Here is a 25,143-nt window from a genome sequence, read left to right as displayed (position 1 = left end):
CTTCACTCAGCTCCCTGTACAGCAGAAAACAACGGCAGGATGACCTGTGCGCACGTACCGCGCCCGACCCGCGAACGCAGCTGCAATTCTCCCTGATGCGCACGCGCCACGGCCTTGACCACGGTCAGGCCCAGGCCGGTGCCGGTGACTTTGGTGGTGAAAAAAGGCTCGCCCAGCCGCGCCAGCACCGCCGCATCGATACCGCTGCCGCTGTCACTGACACACAACCGCAGGGTGTTGTCGCGGGTATAGCAATGCACTTTCAGACGCACCTCACCGGCACTCGCCTGAATCGCGTTTTCAATCAGATTGAGCAGCGCCCCGACCAGCGTGTCGCGATTGCACAGCAACTCGCCGGCGTGGCTGTCGCATTGCCAGCGGATCGGCAGATCCTGCACATGGGTCAGCGCCGCAGCCTGCAGCGACTGCATCAAGGCATTGGGCGTGACGCGGTCGGTCAGTGGCAGCTCGCCGCGAGCGAATACGAGCATGTCGCGTACCTGATGCTCCAGCTCGTGCAGGCGCTCCTTGAGGCGCCCGGCGAAGCGCTGCTGGGTGGCGACCGGCAATTCCTGCTCAGTCAAATGACTGGCGTACAGCAGCGCGGCGGACAACGGCGTGCGGATCTGATGCGCCAGCGACGCGACCATACGGCCCAGGGACGACAGTCGCTCGTGGCGGGCCAGTTGATCCTGCAAGTGACGGGTTTCAGTCAGGTCGTTGAGCAGCACCAACTGCCCCGGCTCGGCATCCAGCGAGCGGGTGGCAATCGACAGGCGTCGACCGTTTTTCAAGGAAATTTCGTGGCCGTCGTCTTCACGGGGCGCGAAGCAACGGGCGATGACGTGGCGCCACAGCTCGCCTTCCAGCGGCAGGCCGAGCAATTCGATGGCGGCGGGATTGGCCTCGCACACAATGCCGTGACCGTCGATGACGATAACGCCACCGGGCAACAGATCGAGGAGGTTTTGCAGACGGTTGGCCAGGCGTTCTTTTTCCGCCAGTTCCTGCATGCGCTGAGCGCTGACTACGGCCAGCTCGCCCTTGAGCTCGGTGACCCGGGCTTCGAGCATGCTGTAGGAGTCGGTCAGCTGGCTGGACATCTGGTTGAACAGGGCGAATGCCTGCTCAAGCCCTTGGCGGCTCGCCTGCTCTACGGACGGCAGTTGCCCCGAGGACTCGGGAACAGAAGACATCTGGGAGGCTTGGGGCATTGTGCTCTCTCGCTTGGCTGACCGTCAGTTAAACGGAACGTTGCGAGGGACGTAGCAATACCCGTGCCTAAAAAAAACCGCTTATAAATGAAGCAGTTGAAAAACAGGCGTCAATCATCCGCCTGTTCATCACCTTCACGACGGCTCATACCGTACTTGCGCATCTTCTCCACCAGCGTGGTGCGGCGAATGCGCAGACGCTCGGCGGCACGGGCCACGATGCCATTGGCATCGTCCAGCGCTTGCTGGATCAGACCCTGCTCCAGACCACCGAGGTAGTCTTTCAGGTCGAGACCTTCCGGCGGCAGCATGGCGTTGGCGGTGAAGTCCGGCGTATGGCCGTTGATCGCCACGCGCTCTTCCAGATCGCTGCGCAGGCTATCGACCATTTGCTCGTCTTCGTCGTCGACGTAGCGGAATTTCTTCGGCAGCTCGACCACGCCAATCACCCCGTACGGATGCATGATCGCCATGCGTTCCACCAGGTTGGCCAGTTCGCGGACATTGCCCGGCCAGCCGTGGCGGCACAGGGACATGATCGCGGCGGAGTTGAAGCGGATCGAACCGCGCTTCTCGTGCTCCATGCGCGAGATCAGCTCATTCATCAGCAGCGGGATGTCTTCGACGCGCTCACGCAGCGGCGCCATCTCGATCGGGAACACGTTCAGGCGATAGTAGAGGTCTTCGCGGAAGGTGCCGATCTCGATCATGCTTTCGAGATTCTTGTGGGTCGCTGCAATGATGCGTACGTCGACGCTCTGGGTCTTGTTGCTGCCCACGCGCTCGAAGGTGCGCTCCTGTAGTACGCGCAGCAGCTTGACCTGCATCGGCAGCGGCATGTCGCCGATTTCGTCGAGAAACAGCGTACCGCCGTTGGCCAGCTCGAAGCGGCCGGCACGGCTGGTGATCGCGCCGGTGAAGGCGCCCTTCTCGTGGCCGAACAGTTCGCTTTCCAGCAACTCGGCCGGGATCGCCCCGCAGTTGACCGGAACGAACGGCGCGTCACGACGCTTGGAATGGTAATGCAGGTTGCGCGCAACCACTTCCTTGCCGGTCCCGGACTCGCCGAGGATCAGTACGCTGGCGTCGGTGTCGGCCACTTGCTGCATCATCTGACGCACATGCTGGATCGCACGGCTGGTGCCGACGAGGCTGCGGAACAGGTTGGGTTCGCGATGGCGGCCACGCTCGCGGGCCTGGTCGTACATTTCGCGATAGACCTGGGCACGGTGCAGGGAGTCCAGCAGTTTGCTGTAGCTCGGCGGCATTTCGAGGGTCGAAAGTACCCGGCGGCGTTGGTCTTCGGGCAGGTCCACCGAAGAATTATCGCCCATCAGCAAAACCGGAAGGAACTCATCCCAGGTTGAGAGTGTCTTTAACAGGCCCAAAAGCGCACCAGGAGCATTGACCGTCCCGATCAGTACGCAAATGACCTCACGACTAGACGACAAAGAGCCGACTGCCTGCTGCCAGTCATGGCTTCCGCAGGGTAAATTTTCTTCGCCAAGAAAATTTAAGATCACCGCCAGGTCGCGGCGGCGGACGCTATCGTCATCGATCAGCAGAATTTTGGTTTCACGCCACATGCAATAGCAACTTCCCTAGTCAACTCAATGCCCAAAATAAGGGGCAAGCGAGACGCTTGCAGGACACCTTGTGCCTGTAGACGCCTGAAATCTGAAAACAGCCACTAGTTAAGTCAAAAAACCGTGCACAGTCAAATTTATGGCGCACATGTCTGGATTAACTGAGGGTTAATTAACCAAACAGATGGTAAACCTTTGCCGCGTTCTGCGCTTGGGTGATCTGCGACATCTCGTCGACTATCGCCTGACGCTCACCCATGGCGACTTCAAGCAACTGCTTGTAGACATGCAGCAGCTCCTCAAGGTTATCGCGCAACGCGACCTCGTCCACAGAAGCTTCACTCAAGACATCTTCCATGCAGGAACGGCAATCGAGATCCAGTTGACCGATCGCCTCCCAGTTACGCTCGGCCAGGGCACCGACCAGCGCTACACGGGTTTCTTCGATTCGCTGCAGTACAAGACTCATGATGATTTCCTCAGAACTGCGGAGCAGGCGCTGGCGCGATCGCGTCCCAGCCTTCCTTGACGGTGCTCAGCAAGCCGGCAACCTCATCAAGAATACGCGGATCGCTACTGATGTTCGCCTCGGCGAGACGTTTCATCATGTAGATGTAAAGACCGTCCAGATCAGCCAGCGTATCCGCGGAATTCTCCAGATCCAGACCTTCGCGCAGTCCGCTGACGATGCCGATGGCCTTGCTGATCGACGTGCACTTGGCAGGAATATCCTTGCGCTCGATCGCACCCTTGGCCTGGGCGATACGGTCCAGACCGCCTTCCATCAGCATTTGCACCAGGCGATGAGGGCTCGCTTCAGACGTCTGAGCGTGCGCACCTACTTTCTGGTATTGCCGAAGGGCTAACATCGGATTCATGTTCTACCTCATTTGCCACAATGACTCGTATGAACAGTGTATCGCCAGCGAGTCGAAAAACTTTAGACCATAAGACAAAAACCCGGCGCACGCTCGAAAGCGTAGCCGGGTTTTTGTCGTTCCTGCATGTTACTTCGCGGATTGCTGAGCGTTCAGCGAGCTGAAGAACGACGTGATGTTGCTCGCCGTGGCCTTCATCTGCCCTACCAGCAAGTCCATGGCGTTGTACTTGGCAGTCAACGTCTTGGTCAGGTTGGCCACACGCAGATCCAGCGCCAGTTGCTGGGAAGTGAGGTTGCGTGTGTTGTTGTTCAGGATGGTCAGGCGCTGATCCAGCAGACCGGTGGTGGTCTTGCCATCGGCCGAAGCCTTGAGGTAAGGATCCACCGCCTTGCTCATGCGCGCCAACAGACCATTGGTGTCGTTGGTGCCGGTGAACATCTCCTGGACCTTGCCGCTCATGCCCGGCGTGGACATGGCCTTGTTGAATGCGGTCGTGTCGAACGTCAGGTTACCGGTATTGCGGTCGGTCATGACACCCAACTGCGACAGGTAGGCCATCGGGCTGCCAGCGGTAGCACTCGGGGCGGTAATTTGTCCGCGGATATCGGCAACCAGCGAACGCGCCAAGGAGTCACCGGTGAACGCCGCCTGAACGGTCAGCTTGCCATCTTCGTCCGGCGTCGCTTTGGACAACGAATCAATGGTGGTTTTCAAGGTGTTGTAGGCATCGACGAACGCCTGAACCGACGTCTGCAAACCCTTGGTGTTCCCGTCGACAGTCACCGTGACAGGTGTCGGCGGAGTACCCGGGCTGGCCGTTACCAGGTTCATTGTCAGACCGCTGATAGCACCGGTGACCGTGTTGCTCTTGCTGGTCACTGCCAGGCCGTCGATGGTCAGCGACGCATCCTGAGCGAGGCCGTTGACCGCGCCGGAAGCACCGGCTGCCGGGCTGGTACCCATTTCCTGGGTGCCGTCGATTTCCAGGCCGGCGATGCCGCTGACCTTCATGTCGGAGCCTGCGCCAGTCTTGCTCGAACTGATCACCAGACGCGAAGCGCCCGAGCTGTCAGTCACGATGTTGGCGGAAATGCCATTGACGCCCTGAGCCGTGTTGATGGCGTCACGAGTGCTCTGCAACGTGGCATTGGCCGGGATCGTGACATTGTAATCAGTGCCATTCTGACTGATTTTCAGGGTACCACTCGGAATGGCACTGGCAGCACCGCCGGCAAAGGATGCACTGGCTATTTTCGAACCGGTGGCCAGTTTATTCACAACAACACTGTAAGTACCCGAAACGGCAGTGTTATCCGCGCTGACACCCAAAACGGCCGGAGTGCCCGAAGTCGCCGTATAACCGGCAAACGCAGGATTGGTCTTGCTGCCCAGGTTGGTCATCGCGGTCTGGAATGCGGTCAACGCACTCTTCAACGTACCGATACCGGAAATCTTCAGCGTGTTGGTCTTGGTCGCGTTATCGATCTGCGTCTGCTTCGGCGACTTGTCAGCGTTGACCAGCGCAGTAACGATTGCACCGATGTCCAGGCCGGAACCCAGGCCCGAACCCGGTAAAATTGGACTTGCCATGTGCATCTCCCTTGGGGTTGTTGCCAGTCTTTTGACCCTTGCCGGCGCCTAAAGAACTTCAAACACTATTCATGCCAGCTATCAGACTTTGGCGTCGAACAACACGTGACTCGCGTTGGCGAGGCTGTCTGCCAGCTTGAGGGCTTCTGCGGAGGGAATCTGTCGCACGACCTCACCCGTCTCGCTTGCGATCACCTTGACGATGACCTTGCCGGAATGCTCGTCGATCGAGAACTCCAGATTGCGTTTGATCGACTGAACGAACTTCTCGATTTCCTGCACCGCCAGCTTCAGCTTGTTTTCATCCGCTTCCTGGCTCTTTTTCGAGGCAGGAACCGCTTCAACAGTCTGAGGCTTCGTTTCCGCCGGCTTGTCTGCAACGGTTGCGGCTGGCTTGGGAGCCGGATACGACACGCTAAGCTTTACGCTCATGTCCATTGCCCATCACCTCTTAACGTAAAAAAGCGAGAGAGCGCGACAAGCGCACTCCCCCGCCAAAACTCATTCCGAAATTACTGAAGCAGCTTCAGTACAGCGGAAGGCAGTTGGTTGGCTTGTGCCAGAACAGAGGTCGAAGCCTGTTGCAGGGTTTGCTGCTTGGTCAGGTTAGCAGTCTCTGCGGCGAAGTCGGTATCTTGTACGCGACCTTGTGCAGCAGTGGTGTTCTCGGTGATGTTCTGCAAGTTCTGGATGGTGCTGGTCAGACGGTTTTGCGAAGCACCCAGGCTGGCACGAGTTGCACCGATTGCAGCGATAGCGGCGTCGATTGCAGTGATCGCGTTGTCGATGTTCTGCGAAGCAGAACCAGCACCAGTACCCGAAGTACCGGTCAGAACTACAGTACCGCTACCTACGGACAGGCTGACGGCGTCGAACTTGGAGCTCAGTACCAGGTCGATGTGGTTAGCCGAACCGGTGTTTGCGCCCACTTGCAGGGTCACAGTACCAGCCGAACCGTCCAGCAGGTTTTTACCGTTCAGGTTGGTAGCGGCCGAGATACGGGTGATCTCGTCGGACATCTGAGCGAATTCAGCGTTGGTAGCGGTCTGGTCAGCAGTGCCGTTGGTACCGTTACGTGCTTTAACAGCCAGTTCACGCATACGCTGCAGAATGTCGGTCGAAGCTTGCAGAGCGCCTTCAGCGGTCTGGGCAACGGAGATACCGTCGTTGGCGTTCTGGATTGCCTGGGTGTTACCGCGGATCTGGGAAGACATACGGTTGGAGATCTGCAGGCCAGCGGCGTCGTCTTTAGCGCTGTTGATTTTCAGGCCGGAAGACAGGCGCTGCATCGAAGTCGACAGAGCGTCGGAAGCGCGGTTCAGGTTTTTCTGAACGTTCAACGACGTGGTGTTGGTGTTTACTGTTAAAGCCATGACGAATTCCTCGTTGGTTGGGTACTGCGGCTTCCGGCCCTGGCAACCGCCGGGTATGGCCTAGAGAACCTTCGTAATAGTTATCGTCGGGTTTGCAGGTTGCTTGAGGGCTTTTTTGAAAAATTTTGCCATCAACCTGCCACCCCCTAGAAAACAAAGACTTAGCAGCACTTTACCTTCGAAAAAATGACGTCATAAAACCGTCCGTGGCGCAAACCTGCGGGCCAGCGCCTTCGCCCCTCTTCAAGCGGACGGATCTTCCAGCAATTGAATCAGCTCGTACTCCATGAAATCGGCGAGGCCCAACCAGTCCTGACGCTCCTGACACTCGAGCATTTGCTTGAGCAACTGTGCCCAGGTCAACTGCGTCGGCGCGCCGGCCAACACCAATGACTGCTGGGCGCCCTCGAACACATCGACCATGGCCAATGCGGCCTCGACATCACGCCCCAACCGGAACAGCCCGGCGCATTGACGGCACTCTTCTACCCATTTTTTCAGCGCAGTCATTGCACGAACTCCTGATTGAACGTGGTCCCGGCAATGTGCGCCCCTGCGCGGCTGCTGTTGAAAAAAGCCACCTGCGGCTGGCTGGCGATATATCGCTCCAGCACACACAGATAACCGCGAAAATTAAGCTGCGTGCTGACGCGCTCGCCAAACCCGTCACGCACCCAGTGCCGCGCCTGATTCACCGAGGGGCCCAGGTCACCGTCACTCCAGCCGGCATGGGTCTTGTTCATCGGAAAGGCAAAATCGGCGCCGAACAGCGTGATGCGTGCTGCGCCCATCTTCACCGCCAGATCCACGGCCGGGTGAATCACGCTGCCACCTACATGCAGCAGCGCCCTCGGGTACAGCTCACGCAATGCCGCATACACCGGACTGGCCGAGTAGCCGCCATAACGCTTGCCCTTCCAGGCCCTCAGCACCTCGGGATCACTCATGGGCAGATACACCAGCGGAATGCCGTCGGATTCCTCGAAAGGCAAATGCCGGAAGCCGATGCGCTGATCGATGCTCACCACGTAGTCGGGCACGATCCCGTGCTCACGCAGCGGCCGGTAGGCTGTATCGACACAAATGAACAAGGGGCGCTCGGCCTGCTCGCGGATCGCGGCCAGACGCTCGAAATGCTGCTCCAGCGTCGGCCCGGTGCCGATTACGTAAATGTCCCGACCGACACAAGTACCGAACAACGTCGCCACATCATCGTCGGCGAGCAGCACGGGCAGACAGTCCTGCAAACGCTTCTGGATGAAGGGCGACTGCGGATCGAATTCACGATTGCTGAAGCTCAGGTGTACTTCGCTGACAAGCCGATCACGGATTTTTGCGTTGAAGTCATCGGCCAGCAGCATCTCGGCAGGCAACGCAAAGAACGGCGTGTAGATATCCGGCAGATCACCGGCATACAGAAGCTCTGTCCGAGGATCGTCCAGCCACTGCCGCTGATCGACCAGTTGCAGGACCAGGGCAAACAGCGCGCCATTGAGGATGTGCACATAGAGCTGTTCAAGGTCGGAACGCTCCAGCAACACGGCCGGCAGGTCACCGAGGCCGGTGCCATACACGTGCAACTGCGGTTTGTCGGCCGGCAGACTGGCTGCCTGGATCCGGGCTTCGTGAAGGCGGTCATGGCGACTGGTGAGCTGAATACCGCCAATGCTCACCGTCGACACCAGCCCCTGCGTCAGCTCGGCCTTGATCGTCGTACTGTCTTCGCTCATCAGTCGGGCGAACAGTGCCGGCCAGCGCCGTTCGATGACGTCGGCATTGGCCTGGAAAAACTCACTCATAATGCCTTGCGCTCCCTTCAGGCAAAAAAATAGCGCTCAAGGTTACCCCTTGAACGCTATTTTTGTATCCGTCGTTCGTACCGGATTCAAGGACGATAAATAATCGCCGAACCCCACGACAAACCGACACCGAAACCACTGATCGCGATGCGCTTCCAGTCGGAATCCATCACGTGTTTTTCCAGCAGCAGCGGCACACTGGACGACACGGTGTTGCCGGTCTCGACCATGTCCTTGATGAACTTCTCCGGCTCGCCTTCAAAACGTCGCGCCACGGCGTCGACAATCGCCGCACTGCCCTGGTGAATACAGAACGCGTCGATGTCATCGGCCTTCAGACCCGAATCGTCGAGCAGTTCGTGCAAGTGCGCCGGAACTTTGAGCAGCGCGAAGTTGAACACCTGACGGCCGTTCATGAAGAACACGCCATCGGTTACTTTCAGGTGCGGTGCGCCGGAACCGTCGGTGCCGAACTTGGCCTTGCCCAGCGCCCAGACCGGATCTTCACCCATCCAGGTGGCGGTAGCGGCGTCGCCGAACAGCATGGTGGTGTTGCGATCTTCCGGGTCGACGATCTTCGAATAAGGATCAGCGGTGATCAGCAGACCGTTCTTCAGGCCGGCGGCTTCCATGAAGCCCTTGATCGCGTAGATGCCGTAGACGTAACCGGAGCAGCCCAGGGAAATATCGAACGCCGCGACATGGGTCGGCAGGCCAAGCTTGTCCTGGACGATGGCCGCGGTGTGCGGCAGGCCTTCTTCGTCACCGTTCTGGGTGACGACGATCAGCGCATCGATGGATTCACGTTTCAGTTCAGGGTTGTTGGCAAACAGCGCATTGGCCGCTTCAACGCACAGATCGGAGGTTTCCTGTTCCGCGTCTTTGCGTGGGAGGAAGGCCGAACCGATCTTGCCGAGGATGAATTCTTCATCCTTCTCGAATTTTGCACCTTGTGCGTAATTGTCCACGCCGGCTACAGGAACGTAGCTCGCAATGCTTTTTATGCCAATCATTACGGCTTCCCAATAATAAACAGCCCAATACCACCGCTCGCAAGGATTCGAGGGGCGCCGACAAACAGAAAACGGCCGCCACAACAGGCAGCCACGGGGAGCGCAAAGGGCTATCACTGGAACCGAAAACGGGCCAGGCGCCATCTCCCCGGTCATTACAATACAGTGAAGATGCGCGTTATGACTCGCAGGTCACGCTATTTTGCCGAATCGGTGACAGATCGGGTCATTCGACCAATGACCAGTCCAGCGGCGTACCGCGTTTGATCGGCTGGCGCGCGCGGCGCCCGAGGACGGCATCGGTGTGCTTGGGCGGCAGACCGAGACCGGGACGAATGGCGCGCACATTGGCCGCCGTGAAGGGTTCACCGGCCGCCATATCGGCCGTGACGTACAGCGACCGACGGTAAACCAGGGACTTCTGCTCAGCCTCGGTCACCCCGTAATGCACCTGACCCATGGCCTGCCAGGCGCGTTCGGTCTCGACCACCAGGCTGGCCAGTTCTGCCGGTTCCAGCGAGAAACTGGCGTCCACCCCACCGGCTGAACGGTCGAGGGTAAAGTGTTTTTCCACCACCGTCGCGCCCAGCGCCACCGCCGCCACCGACACGCCGACGCCCATCGAATGGTCTGACAGACCAACCTCACAACCGAACAGCTCACGCAGATGCGGGATTGTGCGCACGTTGCTGTTGATCGGGGTCGCCGGGTAAGTGCTGGTGCATTTGAGCAGAACCAGATCCGTGCAACCGGCCTCACGGGCGGCGCGCACGGTTTCATCGAGCTCGGCGATGCTGGCCATGCCGGTGGAAATGATCAGCGGTTTGCCGGTCGCTGCGACACGGCGAATCAACGGCAGATCGGTGTTTTCAAAACTGGCGATCTTGTACGCCGGCACGTCGAGGCTTTCAAGGAAGTCCACGGCGCTGTCATCGAACGGCGTCGAAAACGCGAGCATGCCCAATTCCTTGGCCCGGGCGAAAATCGGCGCGTGCCATTCCCAGGGTGTGTGGGCCTTTTCATACAGGTCGTAGAGCGAGGTACCGGCCCACAGACTGTTCGGATCCTTGATGAAGAATTCGCCTTGCGCCAGATCCAGGGTCATGGTTTCGGCGGTGTAGGTTTGCAGCTTCAAGGCATGGGCACCGGCCTTTGCCGCCGCTTCGACAATCTGCAAGGCGACGTCCAGCGACTGATTATGGTTGCCGCTCATTTCAGCGATGATGAACGGCGGCGCATCGGCACCGATCTGGCGGTTGCCGATCTTGAAACTGCTCATTGACGGGATTCCTTCAAAACCTTGCTGAACGCGCAGACACTCTGGGTGAACCCGGCGTCACGAAAAACATTCATCGAGGGCCGATTGGCCGGCAGCACCTGGGCGGTGATGGCGGTCATCTGCGGCCAGTGCGCAGACACAAAGGCCTCACCCTGCGCCAACAGCGCCCTGCCCCAGCCGAGGCCGAAATGCCCCTCGAACAGATACAGCGAAACCTCTGCCTCAAAGCTGCGCAGATCGTAGCGCAGGACGCCGACCGGGCCGTCATCTGCCTCGGCCACCAGCAGCAACCGCTGAGGATTGCGCAGGCTCGCTTCCAGCCAGTTCACATGTTGCGACCAATCGATCGCCCCGCTGTCCAGCGACCAGCGGCGCACCGCCTCGGCATTGCGCCCGTCGAACAGCAACTGCGCGTCATCCGGCGTCGCCAGACGCAACTTGAGCACCGCGCCGGCCAGTGCCACCGCTACCCGTAGCGCACCGCGTCCGTCGACGAGCTGCCGTGAACGCTTGGCCAGGCTCTGGCGCAAATAAAAGTTGCCCACGACAAAGCCGACGGCATCGCGCAGTTGTTCGACGCTGACCTGTTCCCGCGCGCCCATGAACACATGCGCGCCGGCCGCCGCCATCACCTCGCCGTTGGCCTGCTGGTTGTTCGATACCGCAATGCAGATCGTCGGCAGGCCCAACGCCGCGCGTTCCCAACTGGTGCCACCGCCGGCACCGATGAACAGGTCGGCCTCGGTCATGCGTCGATGAAAATCACTGACGAAACTGTGCAGGCGCCAGTTCGGCCGACTTTCAGCCAGCGCCTGCATCTCTGCCCAGGCCGGGTTGTCCGCGCCGGCGACGAAATCCACTTCAAGCGCCGAGAAATCCGCCAGCGCCAGCATCGCGTGATGGGTCTGGCGCGCCGCATCGAAACCGCCGAAATTCACCAGCACCCGACGCGCCACAGGTTTGATGTCGATGGCCGGGCCGCTGAACTCTTCGCGCAGCATGGCGAAGCGCGGACCGAGCAGCGTTCGGCACCCGGCCGGCAGCAGCGGCTGATAGTTTTCGCTGAGCCCGGAGAGGTTCTGATTGAGCAGCAGGTCCACGTTGTAGCGTCGGGTCGCCAGATCATCGACGGCGGCGATCCGTGGTGCGAAGCGGCGGGCAGCAGTCTGCCAATGATGATCGAGGCCGTAATGGTCGGCGATCACCCAGTCAAACTCAGGCTGTCCTTCCAGTTGCGTCGCCAGTGCTTCGATATCCGCCTGCCACGGCAGCATCGATTCGATGGCCTGCTCCGGGTCTTCACCGGCATAGCGATCGGGCAACGCAAAGGTCTCGAAGCCTTCGCTCTGCAACGCATCGAGCCGATGGCCGGGCAAACGACGGCAGGCGAACGCGACATGGCTGCCTTGCGTGCGCAGCACCCGCGCCAGTGTCAGGCAACGGGCGATATGGCCGCTGCCGATAGTCGGCGACGCGTCGGCACGGATCAGCACTCTCATTGCAGTTCCCCGCCAGCCTTGAGGGCGGCGTAAAGGTACTCGGCGCGCTTCCAGTCTTCGACGGTATCGATGTCCTGCACCAGATAACGGGGCAGGATCACCGGCAGACTGGCCGGCGAATACAGCACCTCGCCACCCAGCCAGGCCTCGCGGCGGCCCCAATAGAACTGGCCGGCATCCTGAAAGGCTGCCGGCAGATCCTGGGAGCGGGTATTGCGAAACTCGGGGTACAACGCCGTCACCGCGCCCTGCCCGTCGAGGGTCAAGGCGCGCTGCACCGGAAAACCGAAATCGGTGACCGAAAAAGCAAAGGACTTGTCCGGATGCTGCGCCAGCAATTCCAGTCCCTGACGCAGAAACCGCGCCTGCAACAACGGCGCGGTGGCGTACACACAGCAGGCGTAATCGAAGGCCGGCAGTAGTTGCAAGGCATGTACGATCACCGCCGCAGTGCCGGTGAAATCATCGGCCAGCTCCGCCGGACGCATGAACGGCACCTGAGCACCGTTGGCCCGCGCCACGTCGGCGATTTCTGCGTCGTCGGTGCTGACCACCACCTGTTCGAACAACCCTGAATCGAGGGCCGTACGAATCGAACGGACAATCATCGGCACGCCGTCGAACGGCTTGAGATTCTTGCGCGGGATGCGTTTGCTGCCCCCGCGGGCCGGGATGATTGCGACATTGTTCAAGGACGTTTTTCCAGCAGGAACCAAGTGATGTCGTCGACCGGAAATTGCGGATCGCGGTGATAACCGAAGCCGTAGTCCAGCAGTTGCAGATCAGGGTATCGATCGAGCATTTCCCCGGCGAAATCGCGCTTGAACAGCTTGCCGCTGTTGCCGCGATAGGACACTTCCACCGGCGAGGGATTGTAGTACTCGGCAATCAGGATGTAGCGCGAACTCAGCTCATACAATTGCGCATACGCCGTCGCCAACAGCTCCGGCGCCAGATGGATCAGCACGCCTTTGCTCAGGGTCAGGTCGTATTGGCGTTCACGGGGAAAGTCGAACAGCGAACCGTGCCAGATGTTCGCGATGTCCAGCGCACGCGCCTGGGCACAGGCGCTGGCATTGATTTCGACCCCGAACAGCTCGCAGCGAGGCAGCAACTGACGCAGCGCCTGCAAGTTGTTGGCGGCGTTGGTGCCCAGTTCGAGCAGGCTGTCGATCCGCCCGGCCCGGGTCAGCGCCTTGGCGAGCAATGCCAGATTGGCCGCCACCAGTGGCTGGCCGACGTTGCGGTCAGCGTACTGGTTGCCGAATTCGCCCTGCCAGAACTGTTCCTGCTCGCTCAGATCACGCATTACCGTTTTCCATCCACCGCCGCAGCGGCACTCATTCAGTCAACCGACGCAATTGCTCGACCACGTAGTCCTGCTGCTGATCGCTCAACAACGGGAACAGCGGCAGGCTGATCGCTTCGGCGTAATAACGCTCGGCTTCGGGGAAGTCTCCCTCGGCAAAACCCAGGTCACGATAGTACGGCTGCAAATGCAGCGGAATGTAGTGCAGATTCACGCCGATACCGGCGGCGCGCAAGCCTTCGAACACCTGACGGTGACTGAGGCTGATGCGCTCGGTCTGCAAACGCACCACATAAAGATGCCAGGCTGATTCGGCGTCCGGCTGGAGGCTCGGCACGGTGACCGGCAGGTACGCCAGCAGACGGTCGTAACGCGCGGCCAGCTCTCGACGGCGGGCAATGAATTCGTCCAGTTTGCTCAGCTGAGACAGGCCCAGCGCAGCTTGCAGATCGGTGATCCGGTAATTGAAACCCAGCTCGACCTGCTGGTAGTACCACGGGCCGTGGCTGGGTTCAGTCATCTGCTGCGGATCGCGGGTCATGCCGTGGCTGCGCAGGCGTTGCAGACGCTCGGCCAGTTCCGGGCGATTGGTCAGCACCATGCCGCCTTCGCCACTGGTGATGATCTTCACCGGGTGGAAACTGAACACGGTCATCGCGGCAAATTCACCGCAACCCACCGGACGCCCGGCGTAACGGGCGCCAACCGCGTGGGAGGCGTCTTCGATCACCGTGAAGTTGTAGCGCTCGGCCAGTTCGGCAATCCGCCGCATGTCGCAGCTCTGCCCGGAGAACGCCACCGCCACCAGCACTTTGGGCAGCGTGCCGTCGCGCTCGGCAGCATCGAGTTTGCTCGCCAGAACTTCGGCGTCGAGGTTCCAGGTCAGCGGATCGATGTCCACGAAGTCAACGTCGGCACCGCAATAACGGCCGCAGTTGGCCGACGCGAGAAAGGTATTCGGTGTGGTCCACAACCGGTCGCCCGCGCCGAGCCCCGCCGCCAGACAGGCAATGTGCAGCGCCGCCGTGGCGTTGCACACCGCCACCGCGAAATCGGCCTGGCAACGCTCGGCCATCGCCTGCTCGAAGCGCTCGATGGTCGGGCCCTGGGTCAACCAGTCGGACTGCAACACCTCGACGACCGCGTCGATGTCCGCCTGGTCGAGACTCTGCCGACCGTAGGGAATCATACCGACAGCTTCGCGTGCAGGTCGGCGATCTGCCCCACCGAGAGGAAGTGCGGGTTGGTGTCGGAGCGGTACTCGAAATCTTCACCGACCGGCACGCCACGCTCACCGAGTTTGTCCTCGGCAAAATCCACGTCGACGCTGGTAAAACGGATCGACGGCTGGATGGTGTAGTGATCGGCAAATTCCAGGGTCATCCGCGCATCGTCCAGCGGCACCATCAGCTCGTGCAGCTTCTCGCCCGGACGGATGCCGACGTTCTTGTGCGGCAGGTGCTCAGCCATTCCCCGCGCGAGATCGACCACGCGAATCGACGGAATCTTCGGCACGAACACTTCACCGCCGTGCATCCGCGCAAAGCTATCGAGCACGAATTGCACGCCGTGATCGAGGGTGATCCAGAAGCGGGTCATGCGCTCGTCGGTGATCGGCAGTTCGGTCGCGCCATCGGCGATCAGCTTGCTGAAGAACGGCACCACTGACCCGCGCGAACCGGCCACGTTGCCGTAGCGCACCACGGCGAAACGCGTCTGCTGTTCGCCGGCGATGTTGTTGGCCGCGACAAACAACTTGTCCGACAGCAACTTGGTGGCGCCGTACAGGTTGATCGGGCTTGCGGCCTTGTCGGTGGAAAGCGCGACGACTTTTTTCACGCCGTTGTCGATGGCGGCAGCGATGATGTTTTCCGCGCCGTTGACGTTGGTGCGGATGCATTCGGTCGGGTTGTATTCCGCCGCCGGCACTTGCTTCAACGCCGCGGCATGCACCACGTAATCGATGCCGCGCATGGCCTGGCGCAGACGATCGGCGTCGCGCACGTCTCCGAGGAAGTAACGCATGCACGGCGCGTTGAACGTCTGCTGCATCTCGTATTGCTTGAGTTCATCGCGGGAAAACACCACCACGCGCTTGGGCTGGTATTGCTCGAGCAGGCGCGCGATGAACTTGCGCCCGAACGAGCCGGTGCCGCCGGAGATGAAAATCGATTTTCCGTTGAACATGTCTTGAATCCCGTTCCTTGTGCGCCAGACCTAGGCGATCAACTGCGCCCAGTTCAGCGAAGCGCTGTCGTTCAGCACAAAGCCTTTTCCAATCAGGCTCAGGTTGGCGTTGTACGCCTGATCCTGGGCGAACGCCGCCGCCCATTTTTCCTGCAATGCAGCCAGTGCCTGGCTCGCCTGATCGATCTCGCCCTGATGGATGACCTGCACCGATGGCGTCCATACGGTCAGGTAACCGGCCTGGCCGGCCTTCAGACACAGGTCGACATCGCTGAAGCCGGTGGCAAACGTCTCGTTGTCCAGACCGCCCAACGCATCGAACAGCTCCTTGCGCACCATCAGGCATACGCTCGAAACCGCCGAGTAGTTCTGGTCCACGGACAACCGGTACAGATAGCCTTCGGCATCATGTTTCTCGCCGACGAATGCCGAACCGACGCCACCGTTCATGCCCAGGATCAGGCCGGCCTGGCTGACCTTGCCGTCGCGGTCGACCAGCTTCGGACCGACCACGCCGATTTCCGGGCGCAGGGCGTGGTTGAGCAGCGAGTCGAGCCAGTTCGGGTTGACCACTTCGGCGTCCGCCGCCAACAACACCAGGAACTCGCCCTGCGCCTGCTGGCTGGCCGCGTTGCACAGCGCTGGGGTGCTCAGCGATTGGTCGGCGCGCAGCACACTGACTTTCGGATGCTGATAAGTCCCGAGCCAGTCATTGACCTCGGCCGATTGAGAAGCCTGGGTTGCAATCAGGATTTCGTACTTGTGATAACGGGTGCGCAACAGCACACCTTGCAGGCAGCGTTGCAGAGCAGGCAGATCGTCCCCGGCCGGAATAACGATCGACACCAGAGGACGATCACTGTGGTGATAATCGATCTGGTAGACACCCGGCAGCGCCGACGTGACCTTGGCCTTGTAACCGCGATTGCCCAGATGACGCAGCAATGCCAGACGCTCATGGGCGTTCTCTTCCAGCTCCGGTGCCTGAGTGATCAGCAGCGGTTCATCGAGGTGCGCCAGGCTGTTCAGGCCACCCTGCTCAATGATGCGCAGCAGCAGATCGAACTCCAGCGCCTTGCTGAAATCGGCGCGATAGCCGTCAACTTCCAACAGCACTTCACGCCGGATCAGCCAGTGCCGCGCCATCAGGCCCGGCAGGCTCAGCAACAGGTCGAGATTGAAGCCCGGACGGAACACGTCCATCAGCGCCCCGTTTTCCCGGCGCTGAATCTCGTCCGTGGAAACGGCATTGATACCGTCGGCATTCATCAACTCCAGGCTGGCGCGCAACAGGCCGCCGGCGGTGAACTCATCCCCCGCTTGCGCCAGAAGCAACCAGTCGCAAGGCGACTGACGAGCGCTCTGGTTGAGCTTGTCGACAAGATTGTCCGGCGTCACGCGGACAAAGTGCAGGGTGTTCTGCGCCGTGGTCGCTGCCGGGGCTTCACCGGTGGTGAACACGACAATGCGGAACGCCTTGCATTGACCTTCGAGCAGGCTGTCGAGGCTGACCTGCAACTTGTCGATATCGTTATCCATGTCCACCAGGAAGATGCCGAACTGCGGGCCGCCACCGTTGACGGCCAGGTGTTCGGCAATCGACGCCATCTGCCCGGCATCGGCCTGACGCGACGCCAGCCACTTGAGCAGACGCCCGGACTGCATCTTGTCGAACACCTGATGATGATCGGCGACGGTCAACGCTTCCAGGCGGGCGATCCAGTCACGCATCGTCTGCGCTTCTTCATCTTCGCCAGACAGTTCCAGTTGCGATGCCAGGCGCTTGGCGACGGTGCGGTTGAACGCGTTGAGATCGTGGGCCTGCCACAGTCGGTCGAGCACACTTTCAGGGGTATCGTTGTTGCGCGCCTCGATCAGATGCGCCTGACGGGTCCACACCCCTTCCAGACCTTCCAGTTGAATGCGGCCGGCCGGCATCGCGTGCAGCATGAATTCGAACTGCGCGAGGCGATCGAAGAACGCCTGGTTGTAGAACGGCATTTCGACGTACTGCAGAGGTCCGAAACGGCGATCCGGATGCTTGAGTTCCTGGTTCCAGGTGGACTGGATAATCAGCTCTGCCGTCAGGGCCCGATTGGTTTGAAGGCTGTCGACCATCGCCTCGAAACTTTTCAGGGCAAAGGCCTTGCCCTGCTCTGCATTCAGATCCTTGATACCGGTCGGCAATCCCGCCAGGAACACGGCGAAGGCCTCGCGCTCGGCCACCGATTTGGGATCGATGTAAGTCAGCGAGTGGTACACCTCGGTGCTGTGCTCGGAGTTGCCGTAGTTGATCTCGCGCACCACATACGGCATCGGCAGGATCCGCGCCTTGGCACTGGCCAGCAGGAAGTACACATGGCCGATTTCCTGCCACTGGAAACTGGTGCCCGGCGGCAATGCCGAATGCCAGGTTTTCATCAGGTCGGTACGGGTCACCGCGTAGAACGGGGGGATGTACTGACTCATGTAGTCCACGACCCGGTCCTGCGCCCGCTCGGACGCATAGTCCTCCTGCACTTTCTTGTCGCGACGGTAGTAGCTCACGCCACCGGCCAGCGTCAGGTACATCATGCAGTAGCCGTGACACATGCCGTAGTCGGGGTTCGCCTGCAGGAAGCCCACCGACTCGGCCAGCGAATCGTGCAGGATGAAGTCGTCGTCGGCCGCCAACACCATGTACGGCGTGGTCAGTTGCTCCACGCCATAGGCCAGTTTGGCCTGCATGCCCCAGTAGGCGAATTGCGGCACGTGGTGGTAATCGACCGAAGAAAAGTCGCCTTCAGGCCGCTCGGCGGTGGAGTCCAGCACCATGATTCTGCAGGGCAGGCTGCTGTAGTACTTGACCGCCCGACGCAGGAACGCCGGACGATTGTGCGTAATCAGCACCACGGTCAACAGCTCGTTGAGCGGTAGCGTCAGTTCAGAACTGTACTTGCCTTGCATAACTTCTCTCCACAACCGGCGACTCGCCGAGATAACGCTTGGGTGATGTTGCGAATTAACGAACGCGACGCAGATATCCGTCCGGCGCCACGGTGATCAGCAGTTTGTTTTGCAGCTGAACATCGATCTCGAAATCCTTGTTCTCTTCCAGGTATTTCCACACGGCGGTCTTCGGGTTGTCGCCCGGGCCCCATGGACGATCCGGGAAGAAATCGGCCGGCATGTCTTCAACCACGGTGTCCATCACCACGCAGTAGCTGTCGACCGAAACCAGTGGCGCGTAGAGGCGCAACTCTTCGAGCACGTGGTCGTGGGTGTGGTTGGAATCGAGCACCAGAATGACTTTCTTGCCTTCGGCCGCCGCGCGTACCTGGGCAGCGATGGCCGGGTCGATGCTCGAACCTTCGATCATCTTGATGCGCTTGCTCATCGGGTGGCTTTCGATGGCTTCGCGGTTGTGCGGGCGGATGTCCAGGTCGATGCCCAGCACTTCGCCGTGACCTTGCAGTTCCAGCAGCGAGGCGTAGTAGATGATCGACCCGCCGTGGGCGATGCCGCACTCGATGACCAGATCCGGCTTCACCTGCCAGATGATTTCCTGCATGGCCATCATGTCTTGCGGCAGCTGGATGATCGGACGGCCCATCCACGAGAAGTGGTAGCTGTACTTGTGCTTGGCCGATTCGTTGAAGAAATCGCGGGCCAGACCGGTGAGTTTCTGGTCGTCACCCTGCTGGGCGATCTGCTCGCGGCATTCGGCTTCGAAAGCTTTGTTGATGCTGTTGTCGGTCATTTTCAAAATCTCAAGGGTCACTGGAACGAAGCGCTGTCGACGGCGTGATAGACGTAACGTCCACCGGTCATCCGCTTGATCTCTTCGAGGTAATTGGAATTCATCACAAACAGGTTGGCGCCATCGGGCAAGGCGTCCATCGCCTCTTGCGGCGAGGACACCCGGGCGCCGCTCAGGGGCAGGTAACGCCCCTGCTTGGCCGGGTTGATATCGACCACCCGGTCCACCGCCACGCCGGCGCGTTGCAGGAACAGCGAATAGATCACGCCTTTGGACGAGGCGCCCCAGATCGCCGAACCCTGCTCGGGCGCGCCCTGGATGATCTGCACCGCGCGCTCGAGGCTGGCGGTGAAGTCGTCCGGCAAGGCCAGGCGCGGCACCGGTTGTTCCGGGGTCAGGCGCAACGTGGCGAGGTCCGCGACGATGTACAGGTATTGGCCTCCGAACAGGTGACCGGCCTCATGCACGGTACCGAACATCCGGCGCAGGTCGTCGAGGCGGAAGTAATTGACGTGCTCGTAGAACAGGTCGAACCAGGCGCGGTGTTCGAGAATCCAGTCGAAGCACGGCACCTCGATGTAGATCTGCCCGCCGCCCTGATTGGCTTCGGCGATCACCGCCAGAAAACTCAGCGGATCCTGAATGTGTTCCAGCACATGCCGCAGCACGATGGCGTCCGCCTCAAGGCCCAGACCTCGGGTGAACGGGGCCTTGATCACGTCGGCGTTCTCGCCTTCGTAGGCCGGGTCGATGCCGGTAATGCGGTAGCCCAGGCCTTTGAGCAGCTCGAGGAAATAACCTTTGCCGCAGCCGACTTCGATCAGCTCCTGACCCTTGAAGTGCCGGGCAATGATGCCCTCTACATCGCTCAGGTGCTTCTGGAACTGGCCGGAATGCGCCTGTTCGTTCTGGTAGTCGGCGTCGTAGCTGAGCTTGTCGGCGTCGAACGCCGCATTGAAGATCAGACCGCTGCGCTCATCCTGCACCAGCAGCATGTCGGCGCTGGCCGATGCCTTCGCCGATTCGGAATCGGCAAAGGTGCGGTTCTGCAGCACCGGCAGGTCGGTGACCCGATACAACTCGTGCCTCATTGCGGCTCTCCCAATAACTGTTGCAAGCGCTCGGTCACCGCCCAGAACGCCAGCGGTTCGTGTGTCGGATACGGGTAATGGCCGAGGTTCAGGCCGATGCTCGCGCCGCGCTCACGCACGTGCTGTTCGACCAGCGCCCGCACCGAAACCGGCTGGCCGCTGGCGCAGTTGATCGTGCCGTCGAAATCACGTTTGTGCAGGATCGCGGCGAGATGAGCGGCGGCATTTTCAATCGGCAGAAAATCGCGCAGCTGCTCACCCGCCGACATGTTGAACGTCGCATCGCCGGCATCGATTGCCCGATCCAGTGCCGCCAACAGACTGTTGGGGTTCTGCCCTTCACCGTGCAGATAGAACAGCCGTGCCCATTGCAGGGTGAACGAATGCTCTTGCTGCAAATTTTGCAGAAACAGGTGCAGCGTGTGCTTGGCCAGACCGTAAGGATTGGCCGGTTGCGCGTCGTTCTGTTCGCTCAACGGGCCGCTCTGCATGCCGTACTCGAAACAGGTGCCGGTCACCAGCACCTGCTTCACGCCCGCCTCTACCGCGCTTTTGATGAAGCGGTAGTCGGCCATCAGGTTGTGCTCGAAATGGAACAGCGCCCGATAGTTCGGCAACCCCGGCCAGGCCAGGTGCGCGAGTGCGTCGACGCCCTCGGTCAGCGCCGCGACGTTCAGATCCGCCGCGTGAATATCCGCGCTCACGAACTCGACGTCATTGATCCACGACATGGCCGCGGCTTTCTGCGCATCACGCGCCACCGCCCGCACGGTGCAACCACGGGCCAACAACGCCGCGACCAGATGACGACCGACGAAGCCCGTGGCTCCGGTGACCAGCACCTTCACAGCACGCTCAACTCAGGCACGGCGATCACGAAACGGCCGTCCCACTGACGCACTTGAGCCAGTTGCTGACTGACTTCATGCAGCAGGTTCCACGGCAGCACCAGCACGTAATCCGGCTTCTCGATGTCGATCTGCGCTGGCGCGACAATCGGAATGCGGCTGCCCGGCAAATACTTGCCCTGCTTGTGCGGGTTGGCGTCGGCGACCCAGGCCAGCAGATCCGGTTTGACCCCGGCGTAGTTGAGCAAGGTGTTGCCCTTGGCAGCGGCGCCGTAACCGACCACACGCTTGCCATCGGCCTTGGCCTGCAACAGGAAGCGCAGCAGATCGTGCTTGATGCGCTCGGCAGCCGGCGCCAGCGTCGCGTAGTACCCGGCGGTTTTCACCCCGGCATCGAGCTCGGCCTGCAACTGCTGTTGCACCGCTGGCTGCACGGCGCGGCGTTCGCCGTCCTTGCGCTGGACGAACACCCGCAGTGATCCGCCATGGGTGGTCAACTGGCTGACGTCGAACACTTCCAGACCGTTGCGCTCGCACAGCGTTTGTACGGCGGTCAACGACAGGTACGAATAGTGTTCGTGATACAGCGTGTCGAACTGCGCGCCCGCCATCAGCGTCAGCAATTGCGGGAATTCGAAAGTGGCGACGCCAGTCGGTTTGAGCAGCGCGGCGAAACCACCAAGGAAATCGTTGATGTCCGGCACATGAGCGAGCACGTTGTTGGCGGCCATCAGGTCGGCGGCCCAGCCTTCGCTTTTCAGCTGCGCGGCGGTGTCGCGACCGAAGAACAGTTCACGGATCTCCAGGCCTTTTTCCCGTGCCGCCTGCGCGGTGCTGCGGGTCGGCTCGACGCCCAGGCACTGGATGCCGCGACCGGCCACGTATTGCAGCAGGTAGCCGTCGTTGGCAGCGACTTCCACCACGCGACTGTCGGCGCTCAGACCGAAGCGTTCGACCATCTCGGCCACATAACGCTCGGCGTGGGCCAGCCAGGTGCTGGAGAACGAACTGAAGTAGGCGTATTCGGCGTCGAACAGGCTGTCGGCGGAGGTGTAATCCTCGGTCTGCACCAGCCAGCATTGCTCGCACACCGCGACTTTCAGCGGCACCCATTGTTCGGCCTGCTCCAGCCGATCGGCGTGCACATAGGCGTTGGACGGTGGCGAGGTGCCGAGGTCGATCAGCGGCAGGCTCAGCGGTGCGGCGCACCCACGGCAATTCATAGACGCACTCCAGCAAAGTGTTGATCGAGCGCGGGATGGCTGGAATCACGCGCTGACAAATTATTGACAGGCAACGGCCAGGCAATCGCCAGCCGTGGATCGTTCACCGACAGTCCGCCCTCGTGCTCCGGCGCGTAATCGGCGCTGTGCAGGTAAAGCAGTTCGGCGTCCTCGGTGAGGGTCTGGAAACCGTGGGCGAAGCCGGCCGGAATCAGCAGGCTGCGACCGTCGCCGGCCTTCAGGTGCTCGGCGTGCCAGTGCAGGAAGGTTTCGGAATCCGGGCGCAGGTCTACCGCCACGTCCCACACTTCACCGCGCAGGCAGGTGATCAACTTGGCTTCCGGTGCGTTGGCATTCTGATAATGCAGACCGCGCACGCTGCCCTTCTCGCGGGTGCAGGAATGGTTGATCTGGCGGATGTGAAATTCACTGCCGAACGCCTTCAGGCTGCCCTCGCAGAACAGCCGGGCGAAGTGCCCGCGCTGATCTTCGAAGCGTTTGTGCTGGACGCTGAACAACCCGGCCAGCGGCAACGGTTTCAAGGAAAACTCGCTCACAGCGCGCCCCGGTACAGGTTCAGTTGGCCGAGGGTCACGGTGCGCATGTCGTCGCCGTTCTGCCACGCCAGGTGCCAGTCGAGGGTCTGGGTCAGGCATTGCCGCAACGTCCAGCGCGGTTGCCAGCCCAGCACCTGACGGGCGCGGCTGCTGTCCAGACGCAGCAGACCGGCTTCGTGCAGGTCACTCTTTTCGAGGCGCAGGCCACGGGCCTGAGGCCAGCGGTTGGAGAGCAGTTCGACCACTTCGCCGACGCTGCACATGTCCGCTTCGCCCGGGCCGAAGTTCCACGCCCCGGCGTATTCCGGGCCGTCTTCATAGAGCCCGGCGACCAGTTGCAGGTAGCCGGCCAGCGGCTCCAGCGCGTGCTGCCACGGACGTACGGCTTGCGGATAGCGCAGGGTCACCGGCTCGTCGGCCGACCAGGCTTTCAGGACATCGGGAATCAACCGTTCAGGGGCGAAATCACCGCCGCCCAACACGTTGCCGGCGCGCGCGGTGGCCAGGGCCAGACCGTGCTCGGCGTACTTGTCGGCCGGGAAGAACGATGCCGCGTAAGACTGCGCCAGCAACTCGCAGCAGGCCTTGCTGCTGCTGTAAGGGTCGTGGCCACCGAGGGCTTCGTCCTCGCGGTACGGCCACAGCCATTCCTTGTTGGCGTAGACCTTGTCGGTGGTCACCAGCACGCAGGCCCGCACGCATCCGACCTGACGAATCGCTTCGAGCAGGTTCAAGGTGCCCATGACGTTGCTCGAATAAGTGCCGAGCGGATCGCGATAGCCTTCGCGCACCAGTGGCTGGGCCGCCAGGTGCAGGACGATCTCCGGCTCGGTGTCGGCGATGATCTCAAGCAAGGCGCCGAGGTCACGCAGGTCGCCGCGCTGATCGTTGATGCCTTCGCTCACGCGCGCCAGTTCGAACAGGCTCGGCTCGGTCGACGGGTCGAGGGAAAAACCGCTGACTTGCGCGCCGAGGCTTTGCAGCCACAGGGTCAGCCAGCTGCCCTTGAAACCGGTGTGACCGGTGACCAGAACCCGCTTGCCGCGCCAGAACTCAGGACTCAGGCCCATTGCTTCCATGGGGCCTCCCCGCTCTGCCACAGCGCTTCGAGATGGTTCTTGTCGCGCAGGGTGTCCATCGGATGCCAGAAGCCTTCGTGTTCGAAGGCCTTCAGTTGTTCGTCCTGGGCCAGTTGCGCCAGCGGCTCGGCTTCCCAAGTGGTCTCGTCGCCAGCAATGTACGACAGCACTTTTGGCGATAGCACAAAGAAGCCACCATTGATCCAGCCGCCGTCGCCGCGCGGCTTTTCGGTGAAGCCGAGTACCTGATCGCCCTGCCGCTCAAGGGCGCCGTAACGGCCCGGCGGCTGCACGGCGGTGACGGTCGCCAGACGGCCGTGGCCTTTGTGGTAGTCCACCAGTTGCGCAATGTTGATGTCGGAGACGCCGTCGCCGTAGGTGAAGCAGAACGCCTCTTCATCCTTGAGGTAACGGCCGGCACGCAGCAGACGGCCACCGGTCATGGTTTCCTCGCCGGTGTCGATCAGGGTGACGCTCCACGGCTCGCTGTAGTTCTGGTGCACGTCCATGCGGTTGTTGCGCATGTCGAACGTGACGTCGGAGGTGTGCAGGAAGTAGTTGGCGAAGAAGTCCTTGATCGCGTAGCCCTTGTAGCCGAGGCAGATCACGAAGTCGTGGATTCCGTGGGCGGAATACTGCTTCATGATGTGCCAGAGAATTGGCTTGCCGCCGATCTCGATCATCGGCTTGGGCTTGAGGTGCGACTCTTCACTGATGCGCGTGCCGAGGCCACCCGCCAAAATAACTGCCTTCATCGTCTCCCCTCTTCTACGTCACAGGGCTCGGCCCCGCTATTGCGGGCCTTTGCGGCTGAACCTTTGCCAGTCCGGGCGCAGGTGAATGACCGTGAGCGCTCGTTTTATGGCGATTTGAGGG

The 25,143-nt window shown here is 60.9% G+C and carries 24 protein-coding genes; all 24 read right to left on the bottom strand.

The window, feature by feature from the left end; translation table 11 throughout:
• Nucleotides 1–2: 2 nt before the first annotated feature.
• Nucleotides 3–1,214 carry a sensor histidine kinase gene (locus QR290_RS09160; protein WP_011333046.1) on the bottom strand — a complete coding sequence of 404 codons (1,212 nt, stop codon included), beginning with the start codon at nt 1,212–1,214 and terminating at the stop codon, nt 3–5.
• A 110-nt stretch (nt 1,215–1,324) separates the two neighbouring features.
• Complete coding sequence (locus tag QR290_RS09155; protein WP_003222863.1) at nt 1,325–2,800, bottom strand: sigma-54 dependent transcriptional regulator; 1,476 nt, start codon at nt 2,798–2,800, stop codon at nt 1,325–1,327.
• A gap of 172 nt (nt 2,801–2,972) precedes the next feature.
• Nucleotides 2,973–3,269, bottom strand: coding sequence for a hypothetical protein (locus QR290_RS09150; RefSeq protein WP_039765621.1), 297 nt, complete (start codon nt 3,267–3,269; stop codon nt 2,973–2,975).
• Nucleotides 3,270–3,279: 10 nt separating this feature from the next.
• Nucleotides 3,280–3,678, bottom strand: coding sequence for a flagellar export chaperone FliS (fliS, locus tag QR290_RS09145; protein WP_007958302.1), 399 nt, complete (start codon nt 3,676–3,678; stop codon nt 3,280–3,282).
• A gap of 129 nt (nt 3,679–3,807) precedes the next feature.
• On the bottom strand, nt 3,808–5,271 hold the full coding sequence (fliD, locus tag QR290_RS09140) for a flagellar filament capping protein FliD (protein ID WP_115076999.1): 1,464 nt from the start codon (nt 5,269–5,271) through the stop codon (nt 3,808–3,810).
• An 81-nt stretch (nt 5,272–5,352) separates the two neighbouring features.
• On the bottom strand, nt 5,353–5,709 hold the full coding sequence (locus tag QR290_RS09135; RefSeq protein ID WP_115076998.1) for a flagellar protein FlaG: 357 nt from the start codon (nt 5,707–5,709) through the stop codon (nt 5,353–5,355).
• Nucleotides 5,710–5,783: 74 nt separating this feature from the next.
• On the bottom strand, nt 5,784–6,644 hold the full coding sequence (locus tag QR290_RS09130; protein WP_115076997.1) for a flagellin domain-containing protein: 861 nt from the start codon (nt 6,642–6,644) through the stop codon (nt 5,784–5,786).
• Between the two features lie 243 nt (nt 6,645–6,887).
• Nucleotides 6,888–7,154, bottom strand: a complete 267-nt coding sequence (locus QR290_RS09125) for a hypothetical protein (protein ID WP_115076996.1) — start codon at nt 7,152–7,154, stop codon at nt 6,888–6,890.
• Nucleotides 7,151–8,443 carry a motility associated factor glycosyltransferase family protein gene (locus tag QR290_RS09120; protein ID WP_289204756.1) on the bottom strand — a complete coding sequence of 431 codons (1,293 nt, stop codon included), beginning with the start codon at nt 8,441–8,443 and terminating at the stop codon, nt 7,151–7,153. Before QR290_RS09120 ends, QR290_RS09125 begins: the two co-directional genes overlap by 4 nt.
• Nucleotides 8,444–8,529: 86 nt before the next feature.
• Nucleotides 8,530–9,456 carry a ketoacyl-ACP synthase III gene (locus tag QR290_RS09115; RefSeq protein WP_115076994.1) on the bottom strand — a complete coding sequence of 309 codons (927 nt, stop codon included), beginning with the start codon at nt 9,454–9,456 and terminating at the stop codon, nt 8,530–8,532.
• A gap of 226 nt (nt 9,457–9,682) precedes the next feature.
• On the bottom strand, nt 9,683–10,735 hold the full coding sequence (gene pseI, locus QR290_RS09110) for a pseudaminic acid synthase (protein ID WP_289204755.1): 1,053 nt from the start codon (nt 10,733–10,735) through the stop codon (nt 9,683–9,685).
• Nucleotides 10,732–12,234, bottom strand: a complete 1,503-nt coding sequence (pseG, locus tag QR290_RS09105) for a UDP-2,4-diacetamido-2,4,6-trideoxy-beta-L-altropyranose hydrolase (RefSeq protein ID WP_289204754.1) — start codon at nt 12,232–12,234, stop codon at nt 10,732–10,734. The genes pseI and pseG overlap by 4 nt, the downstream gene beginning before the upstream one ends.
• Nucleotides 12,231–12,926, bottom strand: coding sequence for a pseudaminic acid cytidylyltransferase (pseF, locus tag QR290_RS09100; RefSeq protein WP_289204753.1), 696 nt, complete (start codon nt 12,924–12,926; stop codon nt 12,231–12,233). The genes pseG and pseF overlap by 4 nt, the downstream gene beginning before the upstream one ends.
• Entirely contained in the window at nt 12,923–13,543 is a 621-nt protein-coding gene (locus tag QR290_RS09095; protein ID WP_289204752.1) for a pseudaminic acid biosynthesis-associated methylase, read from the bottom strand. The genes pseF and QR290_RS09095 overlap by 4 nt, the downstream gene beginning before the upstream one ends.
• A gap of 31 nt (nt 13,544–13,574) precedes the next feature.
• Nucleotides 13,575–14,732 carry a UDP-4-amino-4,6-dideoxy-N-acetyl-beta-L-altrosamine transaminase gene (gene pseC / locus QR290_RS09090; RefSeq protein ID WP_289204751.1) on the bottom strand — a complete coding sequence of 386 codons (1,158 nt, stop codon included), beginning with the start codon at nt 14,730–14,732 and terminating at the stop codon, nt 13,575–13,577.
• Nucleotides 14,729–15,730 carry a UDP-N-acetylglucosamine 4,6-dehydratase (inverting) gene (gene pseB, locus QR290_RS09085; RefSeq protein ID WP_064594325.1) on the bottom strand — a complete coding sequence of 334 codons (1,002 nt, stop codon included), beginning with the start codon at nt 15,728–15,730 and terminating at the stop codon, nt 14,729–14,731. Before pseB ends, pseC begins: the two co-directional genes overlap by 4 nt.
• 30 nt (nt 15,731–15,760) lie before the next feature.
• Nucleotides 15,761–18,676 carry a glycosyltransferase family 2 protein gene (locus tag QR290_RS09080; RefSeq protein WP_289204750.1) on the bottom strand — a complete coding sequence of 972 codons (2,916 nt, stop codon included), beginning with the start codon at nt 18,674–18,676 and terminating at the stop codon, nt 15,761–15,763.
• A gap of 55 nt (nt 18,677–18,731) precedes the next feature.
• On the bottom strand, nt 18,732–19,469 hold the full coding sequence (locus QR290_RS09075; RefSeq protein WP_007958324.1) for a cephalosporin hydroxylase family protein: 738 nt from the start codon (nt 19,467–19,469) through the stop codon (nt 18,732–18,734).
• Nucleotides 19,470–19,486: 17 nt separating this feature from the next.
• Nucleotides 19,487–20,560 carry a class I SAM-dependent methyltransferase gene (locus QR290_RS09070; RefSeq protein ID WP_115076986.1) on the bottom strand — a complete coding sequence of 358 codons (1,074 nt, stop codon included), beginning with the start codon at nt 20,558–20,560 and terminating at the stop codon, nt 19,487–19,489.
• Nucleotides 20,557–21,408, bottom strand: coding sequence for an NAD-dependent epimerase/dehydratase family protein (locus QR290_RS09065; protein ID WP_289204749.1), 852 nt, complete (start codon nt 21,406–21,408; stop codon nt 20,557–20,559). Before QR290_RS09065 ends, QR290_RS09070 begins: the two co-directional genes overlap by 4 nt.
• Nucleotides 21,405–22,631 carry a class I SAM-dependent methyltransferase gene (locus tag QR290_RS09060; RefSeq protein WP_289204748.1) on the bottom strand — a complete coding sequence of 409 codons (1,227 nt, stop codon included), beginning with the start codon at nt 22,629–22,631 and terminating at the stop codon, nt 21,405–21,407. Before QR290_RS09060 ends, QR290_RS09065 begins: the two co-directional genes overlap by 4 nt.
• Complete coding sequence (rfbC, locus tag QR290_RS09055) at nt 22,628–23,188, bottom strand: dTDP-4-dehydrorhamnose 3,5-epimerase (RefSeq protein ID WP_007958330.1); 561 nt, start codon at nt 23,186–23,188, stop codon at nt 22,628–22,630. The genes QR290_RS09060 and rfbC overlap by 4 nt, the downstream gene beginning before the upstream one ends.
• Nucleotides 23,185–24,267, bottom strand: a complete 1,083-nt coding sequence (gene rfbG / locus QR290_RS09050; RefSeq protein ID WP_289204747.1) for a CDP-glucose 4,6-dehydratase — start codon at nt 24,265–24,267, stop codon at nt 23,185–23,187. The genes rfbC and rfbG overlap by 4 nt, the downstream gene beginning before the upstream one ends.
• The gene (gene rfbF / locus QR290_RS09045; protein WP_115076982.1) at nt 24,249–25,022 is read right to left on the bottom strand and encodes a glucose-1-phosphate cytidylyltransferase; all 774 of its coding nucleotides are present in this window, start codon (nt 25,020–25,022) and stop codon (nt 24,249–24,251) included. The genes rfbG and rfbF overlap by 19 nt, the downstream gene beginning before the upstream one ends.
• Between the last annotated feature and the right edge of the window lie 121 nt (nt 25,023–25,143).

The organism is Pseudomonas fluorescens (assembly GCF_030344995.1).
Lineage (GTDB): Bacteria > Pseudomonadota > Gammaproteobacteria > Pseudomonadales > Pseudomonadaceae > Aquipseudomonas > Aquipseudomonas fluorescens_BF.
This window is presented reverse-complemented; position numbering and strand designations above follow the sequence as displayed.